Below are 21,561 nucleotides of genomic sequence, written 5' to 3' on the forward strand. Positions count from 1 at the left end.
GGATCCCTGCGGCTGCGCGGGGGCTGATCGCGCAGTTCCCCGCGCCCCTTTCGGGGCGCACCGCGCCGTGGTTCAGTGCCGCGCCATCGCGGTTGCTCGCGCCCACGCGGCGGAGCCGCATATCGGAACAGCCCCGCGCCCCTTTCGGGGCGCCAGAATCACGTCTCCTCAGCAGTGACCGGCGCGGGTGAAGGCCTCGCTTCTTGAGGAACCGAGTCGGGTGGGTGGGTGGGAAAGCGGGTCAGTCTGTCGGGGCTGTCGCCGTAGGCGTGAGGTGGCGTTCCGCGAACTCCATTTCCAGGCGGAGTTGCTTGATGCGTTCGTCCACCACCAGGGAGCCGTGCCCCGCGTCGTAGCGGTAGACCTCGTGCAGGGCCGAGCGGGCCGCCAGGCGGTTGACGTAGTTGTCGATCTGGCGGATCGGGCAGCGGGGGTCGTTGAGGCCGGCCGAGATGTAGACCGGGGCCTTGACGTCGTCCACGTAGGTGAGGGGGGAAGAGGCGGCGAAGCGGTCGGGGACCTCTTCCGGGGTGCCGCCCAGCAGCGTGCGGTCCATCGCCTTCAGGGACTCCATCTCGTCGTGGTACGCCGTGACGTAGTCGGCGACCGGGACGACCGCGATGCCCACCGCCCAGGAGGCGGGCTGGGTGCCCAGGCCGAGGAGGGTGAGGTAGCCGCCCCAGGAGCCGCCGGTGAGGACGAGGCGGTCGGGGTCGGCGAGGCCGGAGGCGACCGCCCAGTCCCGGACCGCCGCCACGTCCTCCAGCTCGATCAGGCCCACCCGGTGCTTCAGCGCGTCCGTCCAGGCTCGGCCGTAGCCCGTGGAGCCGCGGTAGTTGATGCGGACCACCGCGTACCCGTGGTCCACCCAGGCCGCCGGGCCCGCCGCGAAGCCGTCGCTGTCGTGCCAGGTCGGGCCGCCGTGCAGGTCGAAGACGGTGGGGAGGGGGCCGGTCGCTCCGGCCGGCTTCTGGATCAGGGCGTGGATGAGGCCGCCGGGGCCCTCCACCCACGCGTCCGAGACCGGGACGGACGGCGGGCACTTCATCCCGGGCGGGTCGAGGACCACCTCGCCGGTCGTCGAGCGGACCACCGGCGGCTCGGCGGCCGACGACCACAGGTACTCGACGGTGCCGTCGGGGCGGGCCGTGGCCCCGGAGACGGAACCGGCCGGGGTCGGGATACGCGCCAGCTCGCGCGTCGCCAGGTCGTAGCGGAACAGGTCGCTGCGGGCCTTGTGGCTGTGGACGACGAGCAGCGAGCCGCCGTCCGGGTACCACTCCGCGCTCACGTCGCCCGGCAGGTCGAGGGTCAGGTCCGTCTGCTCGCCGGAGACGACGTCCCAGACCAGGGGCTCCCAGCGGCCGCGCCGCTGGTGGCCGATGAGCAGCCGCGGGTCGCCGTCGACCGGGGCGAAGCCCAGCACCTCCAGGCCGAGTTCCTCCGTGCCGCCGTCGGTGTCGTCGAGCTCGGCGACCGTCGTGCCGTCCGGGCGGACCACGCGCAGCGCCGAGTGCATCGCGTCGCCGTGCTCGGTGTGCTCGATCGCGATCAGCGAGCCGTCGTGGGAGAGGTCGCCGACCCCCGCCGACTCGGCGTGCCGGTAGATCTCCAGTGGCTGCTCATCGACTCTGACCAGGAAGATCGTCGTACCCTCGTCGTCCGTCGAGCGGCCCACGACCGCCGTACGGCCGTCCCGGCCCAGCGCCAGGCCCGAGGGGTAGGACGGCTCCAGGCCGGGCGTCGCCTCCTCGTCCGCGCCGCCGCCGAAGGGCTGGCGGCGCCAGACGCCGAACTCGTCGCCGTCCTTGTCGTCGAACCACCAGATCCACGCGCCGTCCGGGGAGAGCAGCCCGTCCGTCGTGCCGTTCGGCCGGTTCGTCGCCTGGCGCTGCTCCCCGCTCGCGCGGTCCCAGGCGTACAGCTCGTACGTCCCCGTCGCGTTCGACACGAACAGGGAACGGTCGGGGGCGTCCTCCGCCCAGTCCGGCAGGGAGACCCGAGGGGCGCGGAAGCGCTTCTCCCAGTCCGGCATGTCGCTCTCACTCATGGCCGCAGTCATGGCCCCATAGTGCCCGTCCGCACCCACAATGCGTCGAGGGGCGTCCGCAGCCTGTGGATAACTTTGCGAACCCCCAGGTGGCCGTCCGGGCCGGCACCCGCCCGGCACCCACCCGGCAGGCAGGCCCGCAGGCCAACCCGCAGGCCAGCGGGAAAACCCGCCGGGCCGCGCCCACCCCGCCCGTAAACCGCCATGAACCGCCCCGTACCGTGGACGGCGTGTACCGCTTCCTGCTGACACCCCGCTGGTGGGGCATCAACGTCTTCGTGCTGCTCGCCATCCCGTTCTGCATCTTCATGGGGTCGTGGCAGCTGAGCCGCTTCGATGCGCGGGTCGAGGCGCATCGCAGCGCCGACAAGCAGGTCGAGGCGGCGAAGACGGAGGCGGCCCGGCCGCTCGCCGAGCTGCTGCCCGTCGACCAGTCGACCTCCGGCCAGCGGGCCACCGTCACCGGCCGGTACGGCAAGCAGCTGCTGGTGCCCGACCGTCAGGTCGACGGGAAGAACGGCTTCTACGTCCTGACCCTGCTGCGCACCGACTCCGGCAAGGCGCTGCCCGTCGTACGCGGCTGGCTGCCCGGCAGGGCCGACGCCGCCGAGGTGCCCGCCGCGCCCACCGGCGAGGTCACCGTCACCGGCGCGCTGCAGGCCTCCGAGACGCCCGGGGACAACGGCGTCAGCAACCAGGGCGGGCTGCCGTCGGGACAGACGGCGGCGATCAGCGCGGCCTCACTGGTGAACCTGGTGTCGTACCCCGTGTACGACGCGTGGATCACGCTGGACAAGGCCGACCCGGGGATGACGGCCGTGCCGGCGACCGCGCCGGACAACTCGGGGCTGGACCTGAAGGCGTTCCAGAACCTCGGCTACACCGGTGAGTGGTTCGTGTTCGCGGGGTTCGTGGTGTTCATGTGGTTCCGGCTGCTGCGCCGCGAGGTGGAGTTCGCCCGGGACGCGGCGCTCGGCCTGGGCCCGGACGAGGAAGCGGAAACCCAGCAGCCGACCGCCGTCTGACGGACACCGCCGGTCCCGCCGGTCCCGCCGGTCACACGGCAGGTCACACGGCCGGTCACACCGCCGGCAGGACCCCGGTCCAGTAGACCGTCCCTGCGCAGGCGTTCGACACCGTCGCCGAGCCGGTCGGGGATCCGGCCTGCGGGGTGTACGAGACCGCGATGCTCCCGTCGGCCGTGCCGTCCTCGGTGAACAGCTGGGTGGTGGTGCCGTCCGACCCGGACGTGGTCGTACCCGCGCTGCTGCTGGCGCCCTCGGAAGGGCTCGGGGAGGCCGTGCTGCCGCCGTCGGTGCCGCCGGTGTCGGTGGAGCCGCCGGTGCTGGAACCGGTGGTCGGGCAGGTCTCCGAGGGGACGAAGCCGAACTTCTCCTGGTAGGCCGCGCCGGGCGCCAGGACCAGGCCGGTGAGTTCGGTGGTCGGGTCGGGCAGCCCGGCCGCCGCGTCGCCGGAGGCGTGCCGGACGACCTGGATCTTTGTGGAGTCGGCCGCGCCCTGCGCGAGGAAGGCCACGCTGCCGGGGCCGCCGACGGTACAGCTCGTCGTCGAGACGTTGACGACGCTGAAGGTGCCGTAGACGACGCCCGTCGAGTCCGGGGCGTCGACCGTGGACGTCGGGGTGCCGAGCTGCGCGGAGGTGCAGACCGGGGCACTGCTGGCGGCGCTGGCGGTGGGGACGACCTTGGTGCCGCCGCCCGCGCCGGTGGTCTCGTTCTTGCCGCTGCCCTTGGTGCCGCCGGGGTTCTGGCCGGTGGCCTGGCCGCTGGTGCCGCCCGCGGTGCTGGCGCCGCCGTCCGGGTTCTTGCCGCCGGCGGAGCCGCCCTGTGCCTGGGAGGCCTGGCCGGCGATGGAGGTGTTGGGGTCGGCGCCGCCGGAGTTGGAGACGTGGATGAGGGCGGGGACCGCGGTGCCGATGAACAGGGCCGCGGCCGCCATGCCGACGGCGGCCTGGCGCTTGCGGGCCCGGCGGGCGGGGACCGCGCGGCGCAGGTGGTCGAGGGAGCCGTCGCGCGGCGCGAGGTCGTCGACCGCGGAGTGCAGCAGCCGGCGCAGGGCCAGCTCGTCCGCGTCGAACCCGTCCAGGGCGTCGGGGCCGTCGGCACCTGCCCCGAAGCCGGGGCCGAGCCCGCTCCGGAGCCCTTCGGGGCCCGGTCCCAGGCCCTCGGGGCCCTCGGGGCCCTTTTCGTCGGGGCCGTGGTTCACAGTTCCGTTCCCAGCGTGCGATTGCGTGTGCTCTTGCTCGTGCTGTCGTGGCGCCGGCTCCCCCGAACCGGGCTTCGAAGCGGGCCCTGAACCGGGCTCGTGATCGCCTGTCGGCTCGTGCCAGGCGTAGGGCTCGTGGCGATCATGCGAGTCGCCTCCCTGGGGGCTGTCCGTCATGCCGCCGACTCCATCGCCACCCGCAGGGCCGCGATACCGCGCGAACCGTACGCCTTCACCGAGCCCAGCGAGATGCCGAGCGTCTCGGCGACCTGGGCCTCGGTCATGTCGGCGAAGTAGCGCAGGACGAGGACCTCGCGCTGGCGGCGCTGCAGGCCCTTCATCGCCTTGATCAGGTCGCGCCGCTCCAGCTGGTCGTAGGCGCCTTCCTCGGCGCTGGCCGCGTCCGGCATCGGCTTGGAGAGGAGCTTCAGGCCGAGGATGCGGCGGCGCAGCGCGGAGCGGGAGAGGTTGACGACCGTCTGGCGCAGGTAGGCCAGGGTCTTCTCCGGGTCCCGGACGCGTTTGCGGGCGGAGTGGACGCGGATGAACGCCTCCTGGACGACGTCCTCGCAGGAGGCGGTGTCGTCGAGGAGGAGCGCGGCGAGGCCGAGGAGCGAGCGGTAGTGCGCCCGGTACGTCTCGGTGAGGTGGTCGACGGTGGTGCCGGCCGCGGCCGTCGTCTCGTCGGCGCCGTCGCGCTGATTGGGTATGCGGGTAGGCCGCGCTGCGGGCATGGGGGCGATCACCGGCATGCCGCCGGGCGCGCCGGGCATGCGGGGGCGCAGCCCGGCGCGGGGCGGCCGCAGGACCGTCGCGCCGCGGGGCGCACTGAGTTCGAGAACCTCTGCCACGCCAGTTGGACACGCCTACCCCCGTTGGGGTTGTACGTGCCGGGCATCACTTTTACGTCGGGCATGTCGGACGAGCGCACACCGAGCCCGCCGGTGGCGCGCACGCCGGATGCGCCGGATCGGCCGGCCGACGCGGGCGGGGCCGTTCTATGCGCGTCCGGCAGCACACTCGACGGTGCCTCAATTGCCGTCATGCGTCCCGCTCTTCCCTTGTATCCCATTATGAACGGGCGTCCCCACGCCCCGATCACGGCGTCCCCACGCCAGGATCATGCGTCCCCACGCCCCGAAGGCCCGGATTGCGTAAGCGCCCGGCAAGCAGGGCGTCCGCAAAGACGCTCCCCGCCGTCCGCATGGTTGCGGAGGACGGGGAGGAAAATCTTCGAACGCGGACGGGCTCGGGTTCAAGAGGTTTGGACCATGCTCCGGGACACATTTCTTACGCGAACCCTACCCGTGGGCCCGCTCCCACCCGGGCCGCCTACAGGGCGTTTGCCGTGGTCACCGGCTGTTCACACAAAATCCTCACCACCTGAACGGCCAGTCAGTTCCGCCGCCACCAGCTCGGCGATCTGAGCGGTGTTCAGCGCGGCCCCTTTGCGAAGGTTGTCCCCGCATACGAAGAGTTCCAGCGCGGTCGGGTCGTCGAGCGCCCGCCGTACCCGCCCGACCCAGGTCGGATCCGTGCCCACCACGTCCGCGGGCGTCGGGAACTCACCGGCGGCCGGGTTGTCGAAGAGGACGACACCCGGGGCGGTGTCCAGGATCTCCCGGGCCCCGTCGACCGTGACCGGGCCCTGGAACCTGGCGTGCACCGTCAGGGAGTGGGTGGTGACCACCGGCACCCGTACGCACGTCACCGCGACCGGCAGCTTCGGCAGTCCGAGGATCTTGCGGGACTCGTCCCGCACCTTCATCTCCTCCGACGACCAGCCGTCCTCCCGCAGCGACCCGGCCCACGGGACGACGTTGAGCGCGACCGGCTCCGGGAACGGCCCGGTGAGGTCCCCGACGGCCCGCCGCACGTCACCGGGCTTGGTGCCCAGCTCCGTACCGGCGACCATCGACAGCTGGGCCCGCAGCGTCTCCACGCCGGCCCGCCCGGCGCCGCTCACCGCCTGGTACGACGACACCACCAGCTCGCGCAGCCCGAACTCGGCGTGCAGCGCGCCCAGGGCGACGATCATCGACAGGGTGGTGCAGTTGGGGTTGGCGATGATCCCGCGCGGCCGGTTGCGGGCGCAGTGCGGATTGACCTCGGGGACGACGAGCGGCACTTCGGGGTCCATCCGGAAAGCCCCGGAGTTGTCCACGACGACCACGCCCCGGGCCGCGGCGACCGGCGCCCAGCGCGCGGACACCTCGTCGGGCACGTCGAACATCGCGACGTCGATCCCGTCGAAGGCCTCCTCCGACAGCGCGACGACCTCGACCTCGGCCCCGCGCACGGTCAGCTTGCGGCCGGCCGAGCGCGGGGTGGCGATCAGGCGGATCTCGCCCCAGACGTCCGCCCGCTGGGACAGGATCTGGAGCATGACCGTGCCGACGGCCCCGGTCGCCCCCACGACCGCGAGCGCCGGCTTGCCCGTCATCGGCCGGTGCCTCCGTAGACCACGGCCTCGTCGGTGTCGGAGTCGAGTCCGAAGGCGGTGTGCACGGCGCGCACGGCCTCCGGCACGTCGTCGGCACGCGTGACGACCGAGATGCGGATCTCGGAGGTCGAGATCAGCTCGATGTTCACGCCGGCGTCGGACAGGGCCTCGAAGAAGGACGCGGTGACCCCGGGGTTGGTCTTCATGCCCGCCCCGACCAGGGAGATCTTGCCGATCTGGTCGTCGTAGCGCAGCGAGTCGAAGCCGATGCCCGACCGGTTGCGCTCCAGCGCGTCGATGGCCTTGCGGCCCTCGGTCTTCGGGAGCGTGAAGGAGATGTCCGTCAGGCCGGTGGCGGCGGCGGACACGTTCTGCACGACCATGTCGATGTTGATCTCGGCATCGGCGATGGTCCGGAAGATGGCGGCGGCCTCGCCCGGCTTGTCCGGCACACCGACGACCGTGACCTTGGCCTCGGAGGTGTCGTGCGCGACACCGGAGATGATGGCCTGCTCCACCTTCTTGTCCCCAATCGGCTTGCTGCTGACCCACGTGCCCTGCAGTCCGCTGAAGCTGGACCGGACGTGGATCGGGATGTTGTAGCGGCGGGCGTACTCCACACAGCGGTGGAGCAGCACCTTGGAACCGGAGGCGGCGAGCTCCAGCATGTCCTCGAAGGAGATCCAGTCGATCTTCCGCGCCTTCTTCACCACGCGCGGGTCGGCGGTGAACACACCGTCGACGTCGGTGTAGATCTCGCAGACCTCGGCGTCGAGCGCGGCCGCAAGGGCCACGGCCGTCGTGTCGGAGCCGCCGCGCCCCAGCGTGGTGATGTCCTTCTTGTCCGCGCTGACGCCCTGGAACCCGGCGACGATCGCGATGTTGCCCTCGTCCAGGGCCGTCCGGATCCGCCCCGGCGTGACGTCGATGATCCGGGCTTTGTTGTGGACCGAGTCGGTGATGACGCCTGCCTGGCTGCCGGTGAACGACTGGGCCTCGTGGCCCAGGTTTTTGATCGCCATGGCCAGCAGTGCCATGGAGATACGCTCTCCGGCGGTCAGCAGCATGTCGAACTCACGCCCGGCAGGCATCGGGGATACCTGCTCGGCGAGATCGATCAGCTCGTCCGTCGTGTCGCCCATCGCGGAAACGACGACAACCACCTGGTTGCCGTTCTTCTTCGCTTCCACGATTCGCTTGGCGACGCGCTTGATGCCCTCGGCATCGGCAACGGAGGAGCCTCCGTACTTCTGCACGACAAGGCCCACGTGCGCTCCTCGCTCGGTTTGTTTGTGTCGGCTCAGTTTAACGAGCGTCCGAATTCCACCAGCGCGCTCCCGCATGGTGAGACGTCGGCGCCCGCCCCGGGAACCTGCCCAGCGGACGGCGCACCACGCGGAAAGTGCCCTGCCTCACAGCGAACTCCATGAATGAAGTTTCAAGAATTAAGGTACGGGACGACAGCGTGCGCGTACTCCTGTTGACATCCTCCCCCTCTTGGAAGAGGGGGATTCCAACCCGGGTGGGTTGAGGTTCACGGGTGCTCGAACGGCTGGTAGCCGCTGTCACCCCTCCGGCACCGGCTGATCGCCGGGGGCGGGGAAACCCTCCCTGTCCTGCCGCGACGTTGATGCTCGCGTTCTCATCCGCGTTACAGGTGAACCCGCAGGACACGCAGACGAAGTCGGCTTGGCTCTTGCGCGACTTCTTCTCGATCCAACCGCAGGCACTGCACCGCAGACTCGTGTAAGGCGCGGGAACGTCCTCGACCCGGCCCGGGGCCTTGTGCTCCGTGCGCCGCCTCAGCAGGCCCCAGCCCTGGGCGAGGATGCCCCGGTTCAGCCCGGCCTTCTGTCTGACCTTCGTGCCGGGCTGTTCGACCGTCCCCTTCGCGGAGCGGGTCATGTTCTTGATGTCCAGCTTCTCGAACCGGATCACGTCGTAGCTGCGGGCGAGCATGGTGCTGGTCTTCTCGCACCAGTCCTTGCGCCGGTTCACCTCACGGGCCTTGAGCCCGGCGACCTTCGCGTACGCGGCGGCCTTGCGAGCACTGCCCTTCGGAGCCCGGGCCGCGCGGCGCTCGTGCTTACGGATCTGTGCCCGCTCCTTGACCGTGAGCTGAGGGCAGTTCAGCTTCCGCCCGTCCGACAGGGCCGCCGTGATCCTCACGCCCCGGTCGATACCGATGACCTCACCCGTGCCTGGCGCGTCGACCGGCTCAGGGATGACCGCGAACGCGATGTGCCACTGGCCGTTGCGATAGGTGACCCTGAACGTCTTCGCAGCGGGAAGCTGCGCGCCCTTGCCCTTGGCGCTGAGGCGGAAGCGGACCCAGCCGCAGCCGGGCACCTTGACCTGCGCCCACCGCCGGTTGAGCTTCCGCACGACCACCAAGCGGCCCATGACCTGCTTGCCGGTCTTCTGGTTCAGCTTCGGGCCGCCGTCCGGCTCGTACTCGGGTACGCGGTCGGTGCCGATGACGCGGAAGCCCTCGTGCTCGTGCTTCCTGCGCCAGGTCGGCTCACCGAAGCCGGAGGTGAAACGGGCGTTCTTGGCCGTGGCGAAGTCCTTCAGGGCCTGCTGCTGCACGTCCGCGCTCCCGGCCGCCAGCCACTCATTGTCACGCCGGGCCTCGGTGAGCTGGCGGCACTGCTCCGCAAAACCGGGCGCGGACCTGCGGCCCGGCCTCCAGTACGCGTGCTGCTCGACGGCCAGGTTCCAGACGTACCGGGCGTGCGCGCAGTGCAGGAGCATCCGCTCCGCCTGCTCGCTCGTCGGATACAACCGGAAACGTGCCATGCCGCGAACCTAGCCATCGCGTTCCCCACCCGCGCACATCATCGATCAACATCACCTGTGTGAGTGAACCACTCCTGGCTGCCGACCCGGTCAGCCACCCGATGCTCAGCTCCCCGTCGCCACCGCCTGTGCGTGGCCACCCTCAGCGCCATGGGCGGTGACGGCCCTGAGGGACCGGGCACACTGCCCGAAAACCAGGTGAACGAACGCCTCTCCGTCTGGCGACCGGCCGCCGACGAACGCGGGGTCGACATCGCGCTCCGGGCAGCCGCCGACGGCCGGCCGGCCGTGCTGGCCGGTCCCGGTCACCTGGACCAGGTGCTGGACAACGTGCTCTCCAACGCCCTGGAGGTGTCCCCGGACGGCGCCACCATCACCGTGCGCGTCGAGGCCGACGCCGACGAGGTGACGCTCTCCGTCCTGGACGAGGGCCCCGGCATGACGGACGCGGAGAAGTCCCGCGCCTTCGACCGCTTCTGGCGCGGTCAGGGCCTGACCGGCCGCTCCGGGTCGGGCCTCGGGCTGTCCGTCGTACGCCAGTTGCTGACGGACGACGGCGGCACGGTGACCCTGCGGGACGCGCCGGGCGGCGGGCTGTGGGTGCGGATCACCCTTCGGGCATCGCCGAGGAGTGGTGGTTGACGATGAGCCACTTGCCGCCGCGCTTCTCGTACTCGTAGGTGTAACGGGCCTCGACGACCCGCTGGGCGCCGGTCGCGGGGTCGGTGAGGGTGAACTGGTAGACACCCGTGTCGATCGCGGAGTTCGCGTCCAGCACGTTCACGATGGTCCGCTTCTTCTCGCCCACCGGCTTGTTCTGCAGGAAGTGCTCGAAGTAGTCGACGATCTCGGCATGGTTGGTGCGGATCTTGTTGCTGACGGTCGGGAGGAGCACCGCGTCCTTGGCGTAGAGGCCGGCGACCTTCTCGGGGTCACCGGTCCGCAGGGCGGCGTTCCACCGGTCGAAGAGGGCCGCGATCTGCTTCTTGCCCGGCTCGCGCGGCGGCTCGGAACCACCGGCCTGGCTCACCCCCACGCTCACCGTGGCGGCGGTGACGAGGGCGGTGGCGGTGACGACGGCGGCGCGTATACGTGTCGTTCGGTTCATGCCCCAAGACTCGCTTTCCACCGGTTAGCGCCCGTGCAGCCGACGTACAGCGCGGGTACAGGGCTGAGCCAATTCCCTCAGCGGCGCAGCAGACTGACGCCGGCACCGAGCGACACCACCCCCATCCCGACGGCGGTCAGCACGCCCTGCGTGCCGTCGACGACGAAGGGGGCGACGGCGGCGACGACGAGGTTGAAGAGGAAGAGGAACCACAGGACGGGCCGGGAGGCGAGCAGCGACTTCATGGGAGATGTCCTTGTCCGGGAGGAGTTGACCTGGCGAGATCAACGATTCCGTCTCCCGGGAACGGCAACGAGGGAGCGCGCTCCCGAACCGTTGGTGTAGCCAGTTACACCATGACGACGGCGTTGATCCTTCTCTCCGGCATCGTGCTGCTGGGCGCGAGCGTGCAGTGGCTGACCGGCATGGGCTTCGCGCTGGTCGCCGTACCGGCCCTGATCCTCCTCCTCGGCCCCGCCGAGGGCGTCGCGCTCGCCAACTGCGCGGCGGGCACGATCAGCGTGGTGGGCCTGGCGGGCGGCTGGCGCCGGGTCCGCCCGGCGGCGATGGTCCCGCTGTGCGCGGCGGCGGCCTGCACCGTACCCGCGGGCACCTGGCTGACCCGTCAACTCCCGCCGCCCTTCCTCCTCCTGACCATGGGCGCCCTGGTGACGGCGGCGGTGCTCCTGGTCATGCGGGGCGCCCGGGTCCCCGTACTCCGCGGCCGGGCGGGCGCGTTGACGGCCGGCGCGGTGGGCGGCTTCATGAACTCGGCGGCGGGCGTGGGCGGCCCCCCGGTCTCCCTGTACGCCCTCAACGCGGGCTGGACGGTACGCGAGTTCGTCCCGAACGCCCAGTTCTACGGCGTGGTCGTGAACGCCTTCTCGGTGGCGGCGAACGGGGTGCCGGACCTGAGCGGCGCGGAGTGGGCGGCGGTGGGCTGCGCCATGCTGACGGGCGGGCTGCTCGGCAGAGCGGTGGGCGACCGCATGCCCGAACACCACGCCCGCAGCCTGGTCCTCCTCCTCGCCCTGACGGGCGGGGTGACGGCGGTGGCGAAGGGGATGTGGACGCTGTGACTCTCACGAACGCCGCCCGTTGGTGAACGCCTCAGTCGACCTGGACGGGAGCGCTGCTGCGGCCCTGCCCACGGCCGCTGAGTTCGGCGTCGAACGTCTCCTGTGCGACGCGCATGGCCTCGGCGTACGCGGGGTCGCGCAGCCGTTTCCACATCTCCTCCTCGGAGACGTCCTCGATGTGGGCGACCACCCACCAGATGTTGCCGAAGGGGTCCTTGACACGCCCGCCGCGTTGTCCGAAGGCGTGGTCGGCGAGGGCGGTGACGACCTGGCCACCGGCCGCGACGGCACGCGCGAACGTGTCGTCCGCGTCGGCGACGAACACGCGCAGCAGGCTGGGCAGGACGGGCCAGTCCTCGCTCCGGTCGAAGGCCAGCAGGACGGTGTCGCCGATCCGGATCTCGGCGTGCCCGATCGCACCGGCCTCGGTGGGGACCCGCCCCAGCTCCGCGCCCCCGAACGCCTCGGTGACGAAGTCGAGAAACGCCCCCGTGTCGTCGGTGACGACCCAGGGGGCGAGTGTGGTGTAGCCGTGCGGTGCGGCGTTTCCGGGCTGCTCGGGCATCGCGGTCCTCTCGTCGGTGTCGGGATGACACCGACGACCGTAGGGACCGCTCAGGACAGCGGCTGTCCTAATGGGAGGAGGACCGTACTCCCAGCGAGCCGCCGATCTCCTGCTCCATGACCTGGCCCGCCTCGAACTCCAGGGTCTCGTCGCCCATCGAGTCCTGGTCGGTGTCCAGGCCGTCCAGTTCCTCCAGGGGCTGGTTCAGGCGGACGTGGATCAGGACGGACTGGAGGGCGCGCAGGACCGCGGAGGCGGTGGGGCCCCAGTTGGAGAAGTAGGAGAACTGCCACCACCACAGGGCCTCCGTGGTGCGGCCCGAGCGGTAGTGGGCCATGCCGTGGCGGAGGTCGGTGATGATGTCGGCGAGGTCGTCCGAGATACGGGCCGGGACGGGCGCCTTGCGGGGCGCGTAGGGGTCGAAGACCTCGGAGTAGACGTCGATGGGGTCGAGCAGGCGCGCGAAGTTCTCGCGGAGCTGGTCGACGTCCGGCTCCGGGCCCAGGTCCGGCTCGTAGCGCTCGTCGGGGACGATGTCCTCGTGCGCGCCGAGCCGGCCGCCGGCCAGCAGGAGCTGGGAGACCTCCAGGAGGAGGAAGGGGACCGCCGAGTCCGGCTCGTCGCCCTTCGACACCTCCGTCACGGCCACCAGGAAACTCTCCACCTGGTCGGCGATCTGGACCGCGAAGTCGTCGGGGTTCTGCGCGGTCGCGTGCAGCGTGGCGTCAGACATCTAGGAGTCGTCTCCCCTCGAAGGCGCGGCCGAGCGTGACCTCGTCCGCGTATTCCAGGTCGCCGCCCACCGGGAGGCCGCTGGCCAGGCGGGTGACCTTCAGGCCCATGGGTTTGATCATGCGGGCGAGGTAGGTGGCCGTCGCCTCGCCCTCCAGGTTCGGGTCCGTGGCCAGGATCAGCTCGGTGACCGTGCCGTCCGCCAGGCGGGCGAGCAGTTCCCTTATCCGGAGGTCGTCGGGGCCGACGCCCTCGATCGGGCTGATCGCGCCGCCGAGCACGTGGTAACGGCCGCGGAACTCGCGGGTGCGCTCGACGGCGACCACGTCCTTCGGCTCCTCCACCACGCAGATGACCGTCGGGTCCCGGCGGGCGTCGCGGCAGATGTTGCACAGTTCCTCCTGTGCCACGTTGCCGCAGGTCGCGCAGAAGCGGACCTTCGCCTTCACCTCCAGGAGAGCCTGCGCCAGACGCCGTACGTCCGTCGGCTCCGCCTGCAGGATGTGGAAGGCGATCCGCTGCGCGCTCTTGGGACCGACGCCGGGCAGCCGCCCCAGCTCGTCGATGAGGTCCTGGACCACGCCTTCGTACAACGGACTGCCCTTCCTGGAGTCTTTCGGTACGTACGGTAGTTGGCTGCCGCCTGTCCTAGGAAGGCGGTACGGGTGTCGTGCGGGCGACGAACATCAGAACGGCAGGCCCGGGATGCCGCTGCCGCCGCCCAGGCCCTGGGCCAGCGGGCCCAGCTTCTGCTGCTGGAGCGCCTGCGCGTTCTCGTTGGCCGCCTGGACCGCCGCGATGATCAGGTCGGCGAGGGTCTCGGTGTCGTCCGGGTCCACCGCCTTCGGGTCGATCTTCAGCGCGCGCAGTTCGCCGGAGCCGGTCACGGTGGCCTTCACCAGGCCGCCGCCCGCCTGTCCGTCGACCTCCGTGCCCGCCAGTTCCTCCTGGGCCCGTGCCAGGTCCTGCTGCATCTTCTGGGCCTGCTGGAGCAGCTGCTGCATGTTGGGCTGGCCACCACCGGGGATCACGATCAGCTCCTGGGTCGGGTCCGGATTTTCTCTGTTGTGGATGAGCCTACGTGGTCGACGCAGCCATCGCCCCGCCACTCTTTCGAGTGAGATTCCCGAGACGCCTATACCTGATCAAGGCCCACTTCCGGGCGGAAAAGAGGCGAAAGCAAGGCCTTCGCCACCCATTGGGCGGTAGGAAGGGTTCCCGTCGTCAGCATCCATTGTCAGGTCCAGTGCCAGGTCCGACGTCAGGCCCGATGTCAGGCCCGACGTCAGCGTCGGCGTCACGGAACGTGACCGGTCGGGATCGGTTCGGGATCAGTTAGGGAGTGCCGGGTGGGTCAGCCGGAGATGCAGCCCGAGGGACGGCCTCAGGACGGGCGGGGCGGCGAGGGCGCGGCCGGACCGCGGCCGGGTGATCTGACCGGGCGGCCGTTCCCGCTCGGGGACTGGGGCGAGCCGGCCGAGCGGCTCGACGAGCTGTACCGGTGGGTGGAGCGCGGGGCGCTGGAGACGGCCGCGTGGTATCTGGCGGACCGGGTGTGGAAGCGGCGGGGGGCGAGGGCGCTGCGGTGCGGGGCGGCCGTGGGGGCGGTGCTGGGGGCCGCGCTGCCGTTGCTGGACCTCACCGGGGTGGTCGGCGGGGTCGCGCCCTGGGGATACCTCGCCCTGCTGCTGGCGGTGTCCTGCGTCGGCATCGACCGGTTCTTCGGGGTGACGTCCGGCTGGATAAGGGACATGGCCACCGCGCAGGCCGTGCAGCGGCGGCTGCAGGTGCTGCAGTTCGACTGGGCGTCGGAGAGCGTGCGGGAGGTGCTGGGGCCGGCGGAGGGGACGGCGAGCGAGGCGAGCGAGCGGTGCCTGGGGGTGCTGCGGAGGTTCTCGGAGGACGTGACCGAGCTGGTCCGTACGGAGACGGCCGACTGGATGGTGGAGTTCCGGACCGGGCCGACGCCGCTGGGCATGCAGGCGACGGTGACGGCGGGGCCGCGAGCGGACGCGGGGCACCTGAACGGGCGCTTCCCCCTGCCGCCGGGCACCAACGGGGCGCGCCCGAACATGCCGAGGCAGAGACCGCCGGAACCTCGGTGAGGGGGGCGCCACTGTGGCGCCGCTCGCTACAGCGCCCCGTCAGGGGCGCGGGGAACTGCGCGAGCAACCACGACGGCGGTGTACCCGACCTTGTCCAGACGCCCGAATGTCTTGACATTGTCAGGACAGGCCCCCATCGTGAGCACCGCAGTCGCTGTAACGGTGCAGAGAAGGGCAGCCCCATGGTGAGTACGCTCGGCGTCGCCGTCGTCGGATTCGGGTGGATGGGCCGGGTGCACTCCCAGGCCTACCAGCGGGTTCCCCACCACTTCCCGCAGCTGCCGGTACGCGCCGAGCTGGTGGCCGTCGCCGAGGAGGTGCCGGGACGGGCCGAGGAGGCCGCCGCGCAGTTCGGGTTCGCGTCCACCACCCGGGACTGGCGGGACGTGGTGGCCGACCCGCGGGTGCACGCCGTCAGCATCACCGCGCCGAACTTCCTGCACCGCGAGATCGGCGTCGCGATGGCCGAGGCCGGCAAGCACATCTGGATCGAGAAGCCGGTCGGGCTGACCTCCGAGGACGCCCGGGCGGTGTCCGAGGCGGTGGCCAAGGCCGGGGTGCGGGGCACCGTCGGCTTCAACTACCGCAACGCGCCCGCCGTCGCATACGCCCGTGAGCTGATCGCCTCCGGCGAGCTGGGGACCGTGACGCATGTCCGCATCCGCCTCTTCAGCGACTACGCGGCACACCCGGACGGTGCTCTGACCTGGCGTTACGAGCGGGCGCGCGGTGGCGGGGGCGTCCTCGGCGACCTGGCCTCGCACGGCGTCGACCTGGCCCGCTTCCTGCTCGGCGACATCGCGTCGCTGGCCGCCGACACGGCCGTGTTCATCCCGGAGCGGGCCCGCCCGACCGGCGCCACCGCCGGCCACACCCTCGCCACCGGCGGCGAGCTCGGCCCCGTCGAGAACGAGGACTACGTCAACTGCCTGCTGCGCTTCGCCTCCGGCGCCCGGGGCGTCCTGGAGGCCTGCCGGGTCTCGGTCGGCGAGCAGAACAACTACGGCTTCGAGGTGCACGGCACCAAGGGCGCGGTGTTCTGGGACTACCGCCGGATGGGGGAGCTCGGCGTCAGCCGCGGCACCTCCTACCAGGACCAGCCCGTCAGCACGGTCTTCGTCGGCCCCGGCCACGGCGAGTACGGCGCCTTCCAGCCCGGCGCCGCCAACGCCATGGGCTACGACGACCTCAAGGTGATCGAGGCCCACACCTTCCTGCGGTCCGTCGCCGAGGGCACGTCCCACGGCGCGACCCTCGACGACGCCGTGCACAGCGCCACCGCCCTCGACGCGATGAGCCGCTCGGCCGCACAGGGGACGTGGGTGGACCTCGGCTGACCGGGACGGGCGGCGGACGTCACGCGCAGAGTTTCATGCCCACCGGGATGTAGCAGGGCAGATGCCCGTACGCCCGGATCACGTCCTGGCCGTTCTCCTTTCTGAGGTACGTCAGGAAGCTCGACACCAGCGAGTCCGCCGCCGGCCAGCCGTAGGTGTACGCGTACTCGATCTCGCGGTACGGGTACGAGCTGTCGCCGTGCTCGATCGCGTCCACCGACGGGGCGTCGGCGTCCAGGGAGAGGGTGTGCAGGCCCTTCGCCCCCTCCGCCACGTTCAGTTCGGCGTAGCCGACCGCCCCCTTCAGCCGGGCCACCTCCGACAGCACCTGCTCGGTGGAGTCCAGCTCGCAGCGGATCACCTTCGCCGTCGGGTCGTCCTTGTGCCTGCAGTCGACGGAGGAGTTGGCGATCTCGCCGCGCTTCAGCACCCGGCGCTGGAACACCTGCCGGGTACCGGAGTTGGCGTCCCGGCTGACCAGCACCACCGGCAGGTCGGGGCCGCCCAGCTGCTTCCAGTTGGTGATCTCGCCCCGGTACAGCCGTCGTACGTCGGCCGTGCCGAGGTTGCGCAGCGGCACGTCGTCGTTCACGACCAGCGCGAAGACCACCAGGGCGACCGGGTACTCCTTCAGCTCGGGCATGTCGGTGGGCTTGGGGCCGTCGGAGAGGGCCAGTTCCACCGGGGAGCCCTTCTTCGTATCCGTCCCGACGTCGTTCAGATCCCGGATCCCGGCGGTCGAGCCGCGCGCGTCCACGGTGATGGACGCGCCCTCGCAGTCCTTCTCGTACTTCTTCGCCGCGTCCCGCATCACCGGGGCGAAGGCGGTGGAGCCGATGACCCGCAGCGAGCCCTTCGCGCAGCCGATCGGCGGCGGGGTGTCGTCGCGGGCCACGACGATGGTGGAGAGCGTGAGGACGCTGAGCGTCAGCATGATGGTGATCAGCCGGGAGGCGCGGCTGAACAGGGGCGTGGCGTCGTCCGGGGTGGCGCTGCGGTTGGGGTGCACCTCGCCGTCGTGGATCCCGCCGACGATCCGGATCTCCCGGCCGACGTCACCGCCGGACAGCAGCACGAGCAGCTTGAAGTGCTCGGCGTGGTTGAGCGGGACGCGCGGGATGCGCAGGGTGTTGCCCGAGTAGCCGAAGCCGCGCTCCGCGGTGAAGTGCGGCATGAGGTGGTCGCTGTCGGTCGGCTGGGTGACCGAGACGCCCCGGATGACGCGGTCGGTGAACACGGCGGTGAGACCGTGCAGTTCGGGACTGGTGTAGTCGTCGCGGCCGATGCCCTGGGAGCCGTCGTTCTCTATGCGCAGCAGGACCAGGGTGGCACCGGCCATGTCCGGGGCCTCGTCGAAGAGGCCCAGGCGTCTGCCGATACGGCCCGAACGGACGTCGTCGCCGATCGGGTTGTCCATCTGGACGCGGTAGCCGATCCGCTTACGGCGCGGGACGCGGCGCTCGTACCAGAAGATGCCCGCGGACGCGACGATGCCGAGCACCGCGGTGCCCACGGCGACGATGTTCTCCGCGCTCAGCCACTCCATGTGGGTGCCCCCGCCACTCCCCGGAGTCGGATGGTGGGGTCACCGTAAGGGGCGGGAAGCGGCCGCGAAGGGACATATCGGTCGACCGCACTGTTGTTCGCCGAACGTTCAACTACCGCAGGGAAACCGGCAGTTCACTGCTTGCTGTAGGTCAGGCTCTCGTCGCCGTCCTTCGTCACGCGCTTCAGTTTGCCGCCCGACAGCAGGGTCACCTCGGTGGCCTTTCCGGCGCTGCACGACGAACGGGGCTTGCCGGACGTGACCCTGGAGGGGCCGATCTCCAACGGGCCGTCCGAGCCGGGCTTCTCGGCGAGCTTCGCCGTGAACTCACAGTGGTAGCCGGGGCCGTCCGCCACCAGGGTGAGCACCGCGTCGCCCACGGCGCCCTGGCGGATGGTCAGTTCACGGGTGTTGTGGCCGGTGTCGTTGTCTATCGACGTGTCCCAGGTGCCGAGGAAGCCGCTCGGGACGGTGTCCTTCGCGGCGGCCGAGGAGGAGGGCGACTGTGCGGGCGTCGACTCCGCGGAGGTGGTCGGGGCGGTGGCCGACGGGGTGGGCGTGCCCTGGCCGGCCGCCTTGTCGTCGGCGCCGTCGCCGCCGCCGTTCATGAGCGCGTACACCGTGCCGCCCGCGGCCAGCATCACGACCAGCGCGATGGTGACGAGGAGGGCGGTGGAGCGGGGGCGACGGGGCTCGTCCACGGGGAGGGGGTCGTAGAGGGGAGGCGGGGGGACGGGGGGATAGATCTGGGTGGAGTCGGAGGCAGGGTCGAAGCCTGGGGCGGGAGCGGGGGCGGTCCCGGTGTACGGGTTGTACGGCTGCGGGTGCTGATGGGGTTGGCCGGAGTAGCCGTAGGCCGGGTGGGCGGGGGCGTGTTCGGGGGACGGGGGGTTGGGGGTCGGCTGCGGCGCCGTCGTGGCCGGTCGCACCCCCGCGGCGGCAGCCGCGGATTCAACACCGCCCCGCGCCCCTCCGGGGCGCGGGGCAGGCGCCTCCACCAGCGCCCCGTAGACCGTGGGGTCCTCCACCTCCAGCAACTCCACGGCATGGCGGCCCAGTTGGGCCACCAGACCGCCCGGCAGCCACGGGTCCCGTGACCGGCCCTCCCAGACCGTGTCGCCGGCGCCCGTGCGGGCCAGGATCGCCTCCAGCGTCGGACGGGCCGCCGGGTCCTTGCGCAGGCAGTCGCGGACGACGTCGGCGACGTCCTCGGGGAGACCGGAGAGGTCGGGATCCTCCTGGGCGATCCGGAACATCAGGGCGTGTGCGCCGCCCTCGGTGGAGCCGAAGGGAAGCCGGCCGGTGGCCGCGTAGGCGAGCACCGAGCCGAGGCAGAAGATGTCGCAGGCCGGCGTGATCCGGTCGCCGCGCACCTGCTCGGGGGCCATGAAGCCGGGCGAGCCGAGAAGGGAACCGGTCTGGGTGAGCCGTTCGCCGGGCAGCGTCTCCAGGGCCCGCGCGATGCCGAAGTCGATGACCCGGGGGCCCTCTATGGTGAGCATCACGTTGGACGGCTTGAGGTCGCGGTGGACGATCCCGGCCGCGTGGATGTTGCCGAGCGCGTGCGCGAGACCGGCGGCGAGGATGCGCACCGACCGCTCGGGCAGCGGCCCGTGGTCGTGCTCGACGACCCGCTGGAGGCTCGGCCCGGCGACATAGCCGGTGGCCACCCAGGGCACGGCGGCCTCGGTGTCGGCGTCGAGCACCGGCGCGGTCCAGAAGCCGCCGACGCGCTGGGCGTTGCGGACCTCCTGCCGGAAGCGCTCCCGGAACTCCTCGTGCTCGGCGAGCTCCGCCCGCACCAGCTTCACGGCGACCGTACGACCGCGCTCCGACCGGGCGAGGTACACGTGCCCCATCCCGCCCGCCCCCAGCCGCGCCAGCAGCCGGTAGCGCCCGATGTGCTGCGGATCCCCCGGCCCCAGCTTCTCCATGGCAGATCCGCTCCTCGCTCACACTTGTGATCGAGCCGAGAATAATGCGGCCGTTCGGTGGTTCGAGCGGCGCGGTGTCTACGGTTACGTAACAGGCACCGCCACCGTTCGGCCGGGCGTGTCCCCGGGCTGTGGACAACCTGTCGCGGAATCCCCCTGACCACGGAACATGTCGCCGATACCGCTCCCCCGCCGGACACACCTACGCTCCCCGCCATGACCCCTCAGCCCAGTCCCCAGGCCGGAGCCGCCGTGAAGGCGGCCGATCGTGCGCATGTCTTCCACTCGTGGTCCGCGCAGGACCTCATCGACCCGCTCGCCGTGGCCGGCGCCGAAGGGTCGTACTTCTGGGACTACGACGGCCGGCGCTACCTGGACTTCACCAGCGGGCTCGTCTTCACCAACGTCGGCTACCAGCACCCGAAGGTCGTCGCCGCCATCCAGGAGCAGGCCGCGAGGATGACGACCTTCGCGCCCGCCTTCGCCGTGGAGGCGCGGTCGGAGGCGGCGCGGCTGATCGCCGAGCGCACGCCCGGGGACCTTGACAAGATCTTCTTCACCAACGGCGGCGCCGACGCCATCGAGCACGCCGTCCGGATGGCCCGGCTGCACACCGGGCGCCCGAAGGTGCTCTCCGCCTACCGCTCGTACCACGGCGGCACCCAGCAGGCGATCAACATCACCGGCGACCCGCGCCGCTGGGCCTCCGACGGCGCCGCCGCCGGGGTCGTGCACTTCTGGGCGCCCTTCCTCTACCGCTCCCGCTTCTACGCGGAGACCGAGGAGCAGGAGACCGCCCGGGCGCTGGAGCACCTGGAGACGACCATCGCCTTCGAGGGGCCGGGTACGGTCGCGGCCATCGTGCTGGAGACGATCCCCGGGACCGCCGGGATCATGGTGCCGCCTGCCGGGTATCTGGCGGGGGTCCGGGAGATCTGCGACAAGTACGGGATCGTCTTCGTCCTGGACGAGGTCATGGCCGGGTTCGGGCGGACCGGCGAGTGGTTCGCCGCCGACCTGTTCGGGGTCGTACCCGACCTGATGACCTTCGCCAAGGGCGTGAACAGCGGCTATGTGCCGCTGGGCGGTGTCGCGATCAGCGAGCGGATCGCCGAGACCTTCGCCAAGCGGCCCTACCCGGGCGGGCTGACCTACTCCGGGCATCCGCTGGCCTGTGCCGCCGCCGTCGCGACGATCAACGTGATGGCCGAGGAAGGGGTCGTCGAGAACGCGAAGCGGCTGGGCACGGAGGTCGTGGGGCCGGCGCTCGCGGCGCTCGCCGAGCGGCACCCTAGCGTCGGCGAGGTCCGCGGGGTCGGCATGTTCTGGGCGCTCGACCTGGTGAGGAACCGGGAGACCCGGGAGCCGCTGGTGCCGTACAACGCGGCCGGGGAGGCCAACGCGGCGATGGCCGCGTTCGGGGCCGAGGCGAAGAAGCAGGGGCTGTGGCCGTTCGTGAACATGAACCGGACGCATGTCGTGCCGCCGTGCAATGTGAGTGAGCCGGAGCTGAAGGAAGGGTTCGCTGCGCTGGACGCTGCGCTGAGCGTGGCCGACGAGTTCACGGTGGCGTGAGGCTGCGTTTCCGGCTGCGGGCCGGTGGGGGCTGGTCGCGCAGTTCCCCGCGCCCCTGACGG

The 21,561-nt window shown here is 71.3% G+C and carries 19 protein-coding genes and 1 pseudogene; 6 read left to right on the forward strand and 14 right to left on the reverse strand.

Annotated elements, in window-relative coordinates; translation table 11 throughout:
• Positions 1-241 precede the first annotated feature (241 nt).
• A complete protein-coding gene (locus ABZ887_RS11605; RefSeq protein WP_361286339.1) occupies positions 242-2,050 on the reverse strand; it encodes a prolyl oligopeptidase family serine peptidase in 1,809 nt (602 codons plus the stop codon).
• Between the two features lie 230 nt (positions 2,051-2,280).
• Here ABZ887_RS11605 and ABZ887_RS11610 point away from each other — a divergent pair, with 230 nt between their 5' ends.
• Complete coding sequence (locus tag ABZ887_RS11610; protein WP_361286719.1) at positions 2,281-3,075, forward strand: SURF1 family protein; 795 nt, start codon at positions 2,281-2,283, stop codon at positions 3,073-3,075.
• Positions 3,076-3,130: 55 nt separating this feature from the next.
• Here the strand turns inward: ABZ887_RS11610 and ABZ887_RS11615 are convergent, their stop codons facing one another.
• From ABZ887_RS11615 to ABZ887_RS11635, 5 genes are all read right to left on the reverse strand, one after another.
• A complete protein-coding gene (locus ABZ887_RS11615; RefSeq protein ID WP_361286342.1) occupies positions 3,131-4,276 on the reverse strand; it encodes a hypothetical protein in 1,146 nt (381 codons plus the stop codon).
• A 173-nt stretch (positions 4,277-4,449) separates the two neighbouring features.
• Positions 4,450-5,127 (reverse strand): SigE family RNA polymerase sigma factor, encoded by a 678-nt coding sequence (locus tag ABZ887_RS11620; protein ID WP_361286345.1) that lies wholly within the window; start codon positions 5,125-5,127, stop codon positions 4,450-4,452.
• A 512-nt stretch (positions 5,128-5,639) separates the two neighbouring features.
• A complete protein-coding gene (locus ABZ887_RS11625; protein ID WP_361286348.1) occupies positions 5,640-6,719 on the reverse strand; it encodes an aspartate-semialdehyde dehydrogenase in 1,080 nt (359 codons plus the stop codon).
• The gene (locus ABZ887_RS11630; RefSeq protein ID WP_217552260.1) at positions 6,716-7,987 is read right to left on the reverse strand and encodes an aspartate kinase; all 1,272 of its coding nucleotides are present in this window, start codon (positions 7,985-7,987) and stop codon (positions 6,716-6,718) included. Before ABZ887_RS11630 ends, ABZ887_RS11625 begins: the two co-directional genes overlap by 4 nt.
• A gap of 37 nt (positions 7,988-8,024) precedes the next feature.
• Positions 8,025-9,518, reverse strand: a complete 1,494-nt coding sequence (locus ABZ887_RS11635) for a transposase (RefSeq protein WP_361286351.1) — start codon at positions 9,516-9,518, stop codon at positions 8,025-8,027.
• 192 nt (positions 9,519-9,710) lie between these two features.
• Here ABZ887_RS11635 and ABZ887_RS11640 point away from each other — a divergent pair.
• Positions 9,711-10,160, forward strand: a pseudogene (locus tag ABZ887_RS11640) (sensor histidine kinase); the annotation flags it as partial.
• Here the strand turns inward: ABZ887_RS11640 and ABZ887_RS11645 are convergent.
• Together ABZ887_RS11645 and ABZ887_RS11650 are read right to left on the reverse strand one after the other, a co-directional pair.
• A complete protein-coding gene (locus ABZ887_RS11645; protein ID WP_361286354.1) occupies positions 10,126-10,626 on the reverse strand; it encodes an SgcJ/EcaC family oxidoreductase in 501 nt (166 codons plus the stop codon). The pseudogene ABZ887_RS11640 and the gene ABZ887_RS11645 overlap by 35 nt on opposite strands.
• A gap of 77 nt (positions 10,627-10,703) precedes the next feature.
• A complete protein-coding gene (locus tag ABZ887_RS11650) occupies positions 10,704-10,871 on the reverse strand; it encodes a hypothetical protein (protein ID WP_361286357.1) in 168 nt (55 codons plus the stop codon).
• Between the two features lie 111 nt (positions 10,872-10,982).
• Between ABZ887_RS11650 and ABZ887_RS11655 the strand changes: the two genes are divergently transcribed.
• Entirely contained in the window at positions 10,983-11,705 is a 723-nt protein-coding gene (locus ABZ887_RS11655; RefSeq protein WP_361286360.1) for a sulfite exporter TauE/SafE family protein, read from the forward strand.
• Between the two features lie 31 nt (positions 11,706-11,736).
• Here ABZ887_RS11655 and ABZ887_RS11660 read toward each other — a convergent pair whose 3' ends face one another.
• The 4 genes from ABZ887_RS11660 to ABZ887_RS11675 all read right to left on the reverse strand — a co-directional run bounded on the left by ABZ887_RS11660 (position 11,737) and on the right by ABZ887_RS11675 (position 14,033).
• Positions 11,737-12,270: a VOC family protein gene (locus ABZ887_RS11660; RefSeq protein ID WP_361286363.1), complete on the reverse strand. Its 534-nt coding sequence runs from the start codon at positions 12,268-12,270 to the stop codon at positions 11,737-11,739.
• Positions 12,271-12,337: 67 nt separating this feature from the next.
• Entirely contained in the window at positions 12,338-13,003 is a 666-nt protein-coding gene (locus ABZ887_RS11665) for a DUF5063 domain-containing protein (protein ID WP_361286366.1), read from the reverse strand.
• Positions 12,996-13,595 carry a recombination mediator RecR gene (gene recR, locus ABZ887_RS11670; RefSeq protein WP_359206251.1) on the reverse strand — a complete coding sequence of 200 codons (600 nt, stop codon included), beginning with the start codon at positions 13,593-13,595 and terminating at the stop codon, positions 12,996-12,998. The genes ABZ887_RS11665 and recR overlap by 8 nt, the downstream gene beginning before the upstream one ends.
• Before the next feature lie 93 nt (positions 13,596-13,688).
• On the reverse strand, positions 13,689-14,033 hold the full coding sequence (locus tag ABZ887_RS11675; protein ID WP_361286369.1) for a YbaB/EbfC family nucleoid-associated protein: 345 nt from the start codon (positions 14,031-14,033) through the stop codon (positions 13,689-13,691).
• A 318-nt stretch (positions 14,034-14,351) separates the two neighbouring features.
• Here ABZ887_RS11675 and ABZ887_RS11680 point away from each other — a divergent pair, with 318 nt between their 5' ends.
• Together ABZ887_RS11680 and ABZ887_RS11685 are read left to right on the forward strand one after the other, a co-directional pair.
• A complete protein-coding gene (locus ABZ887_RS11680; RefSeq protein ID WP_361286373.1) occupies positions 14,352-15,107 on the forward strand; it encodes an SLATT domain-containing protein in 756 nt (251 codons plus the stop codon).
• Between the two features lie 182 nt (positions 15,108-15,289).
• Positions 15,290-16,444, forward strand: coding sequence for a Gfo/Idh/MocA family oxidoreductase (locus ABZ887_RS11685; RefSeq protein ID WP_361286376.1), 1,155 nt, complete (start codon positions 15,290-15,292; stop codon positions 16,442-16,444).
• 19 nt (positions 16,445-16,463) lie between these two features.
• Here ABZ887_RS11685 and ABZ887_RS11690 read toward each other — a convergent pair whose 3' ends face one another.
• Positions 16,464-17,990 (reverse strand): substrate-binding domain-containing protein, encoded by a 1,527-nt coding sequence (locus ABZ887_RS11690; protein WP_361286379.1) that lies wholly within the window; start codon positions 17,988-17,990, stop codon positions 16,464-16,466.
• 134 nt (positions 17,991-18,124) lie between these two features.
• Positions 18,125-19,924: a serine/threonine-protein kinase gene (locus ABZ887_RS11695; protein ID WP_361286382.1), complete on the reverse strand. Its 1,800-nt coding sequence runs from the start codon at positions 19,922-19,924 to the stop codon at positions 18,125-18,127.
• A 216-nt stretch (positions 19,925-20,140) separates the two neighbouring features.
• On the opposite strand from ABZ887_RS11695, the gene ABZ887_RS11700 reads away from it, so the two are divergent.
• Positions 20,141-21,499 carry an aspartate aminotransferase family protein gene (locus tag ABZ887_RS11700; RefSeq protein ID WP_361286385.1) on the forward strand — a complete coding sequence of 453 codons (1,359 nt, stop codon included), beginning with the start codon at positions 20,141-20,143 and terminating at the stop codon, positions 21,497-21,499.
• The last annotated feature ends 62 nt before the right edge of the window (positions 21,500-21,561 follow it).

The organism is Streptomyces sp. NPDC047061 (genome assembly GCF_040643955.1).
Classification (GTDB): Bacteria; Actinomycetota; Actinomycetes; order Streptomycetales; family Streptomycetaceae; genus Streptomyces.

Coding starts and splice junctions, on each gene's coding strand:
- ABZ887_RS11605 (WP_361286339.1), bottom strand. CDS start 2,050: ATGAGTGAGAGCGACATGCCGGACTGGGAGAAGCGCTTCCGCGCCCCT.
- ABZ887_RS11625 (WP_361286348.1), bottom strand. CDS start 6,719: ATGACGGGCAAGCCGGCGCTCGCGGTCGTGGGGGCGACCGGGGCCGTC.
- ABZ887_RS11635 (WP_361286351.1), bottom strand. CDS start 9,518: ATGGCACGTTTCCGGTTGTATCCGACGAGCGAGCAGGCGGAGCGGATG.
- ABZ887_RS11645 (WP_361286354.1), bottom strand. CDS start 10,626: ATGAACCGAACGACACGTATACGCGCCGCCGTCGTCACCGCCACCGCC.
- ABZ887_RS11650 (WP_361286357.1), bottom strand. CDS start 10,871: ATGAAGTCGCTGCTCGCCTCCCGGCCCGTCCTGTGGTTCCTCTTCCTC.
- ABZ887_RS11655 (WP_361286360.1), top strand. CDS start 10,983: ATGACGACGGCGTTGATCCTTCTCTCCGGCATCGTGCTGCTGGGCGCG.
- ABZ887_RS11660 (WP_361286363.1), bottom strand. CDS start 12,270: ATGCCCGAGCAGCCCGGAAACGCCGCACCGCACGGCTACACCACACTC.
- ABZ887_RS11665 (WP_361286366.1), bottom strand. CDS start 13,003: ATGTCTGACGCCACGCTGCACGCGACCGCGCAGAACCCCGACGACTTC.
- ABZ887_RS11685 (WP_361286376.1), top strand. CDS start 15,290: ATGGTGAGTACGCTCGGCGTCGCCGTCGTCGGATTCGGGTGGATGGGC.
- ABZ887_RS11690 (WP_361286379.1), bottom strand. CDS start 17,990: ATGGAGTGGCTGAGCGCGGAGAACATCGTCGCCGTGGGCACCGCGGTG.
- ABZ887_RS11695 (WP_361286382.1), bottom strand. CDS start 19,924: ATGGAGAAGCTGGGGCCGGGGGATCCGCAGCACATCGGGCGCTACCGG.
- ABZ887_RS11700 (WP_361286385.1), top strand. CDS start 20,141: ATGACCCCTCAGCCCAGTCCCCAGGCCGGAGCCGCCGTGAAGGCGGCC.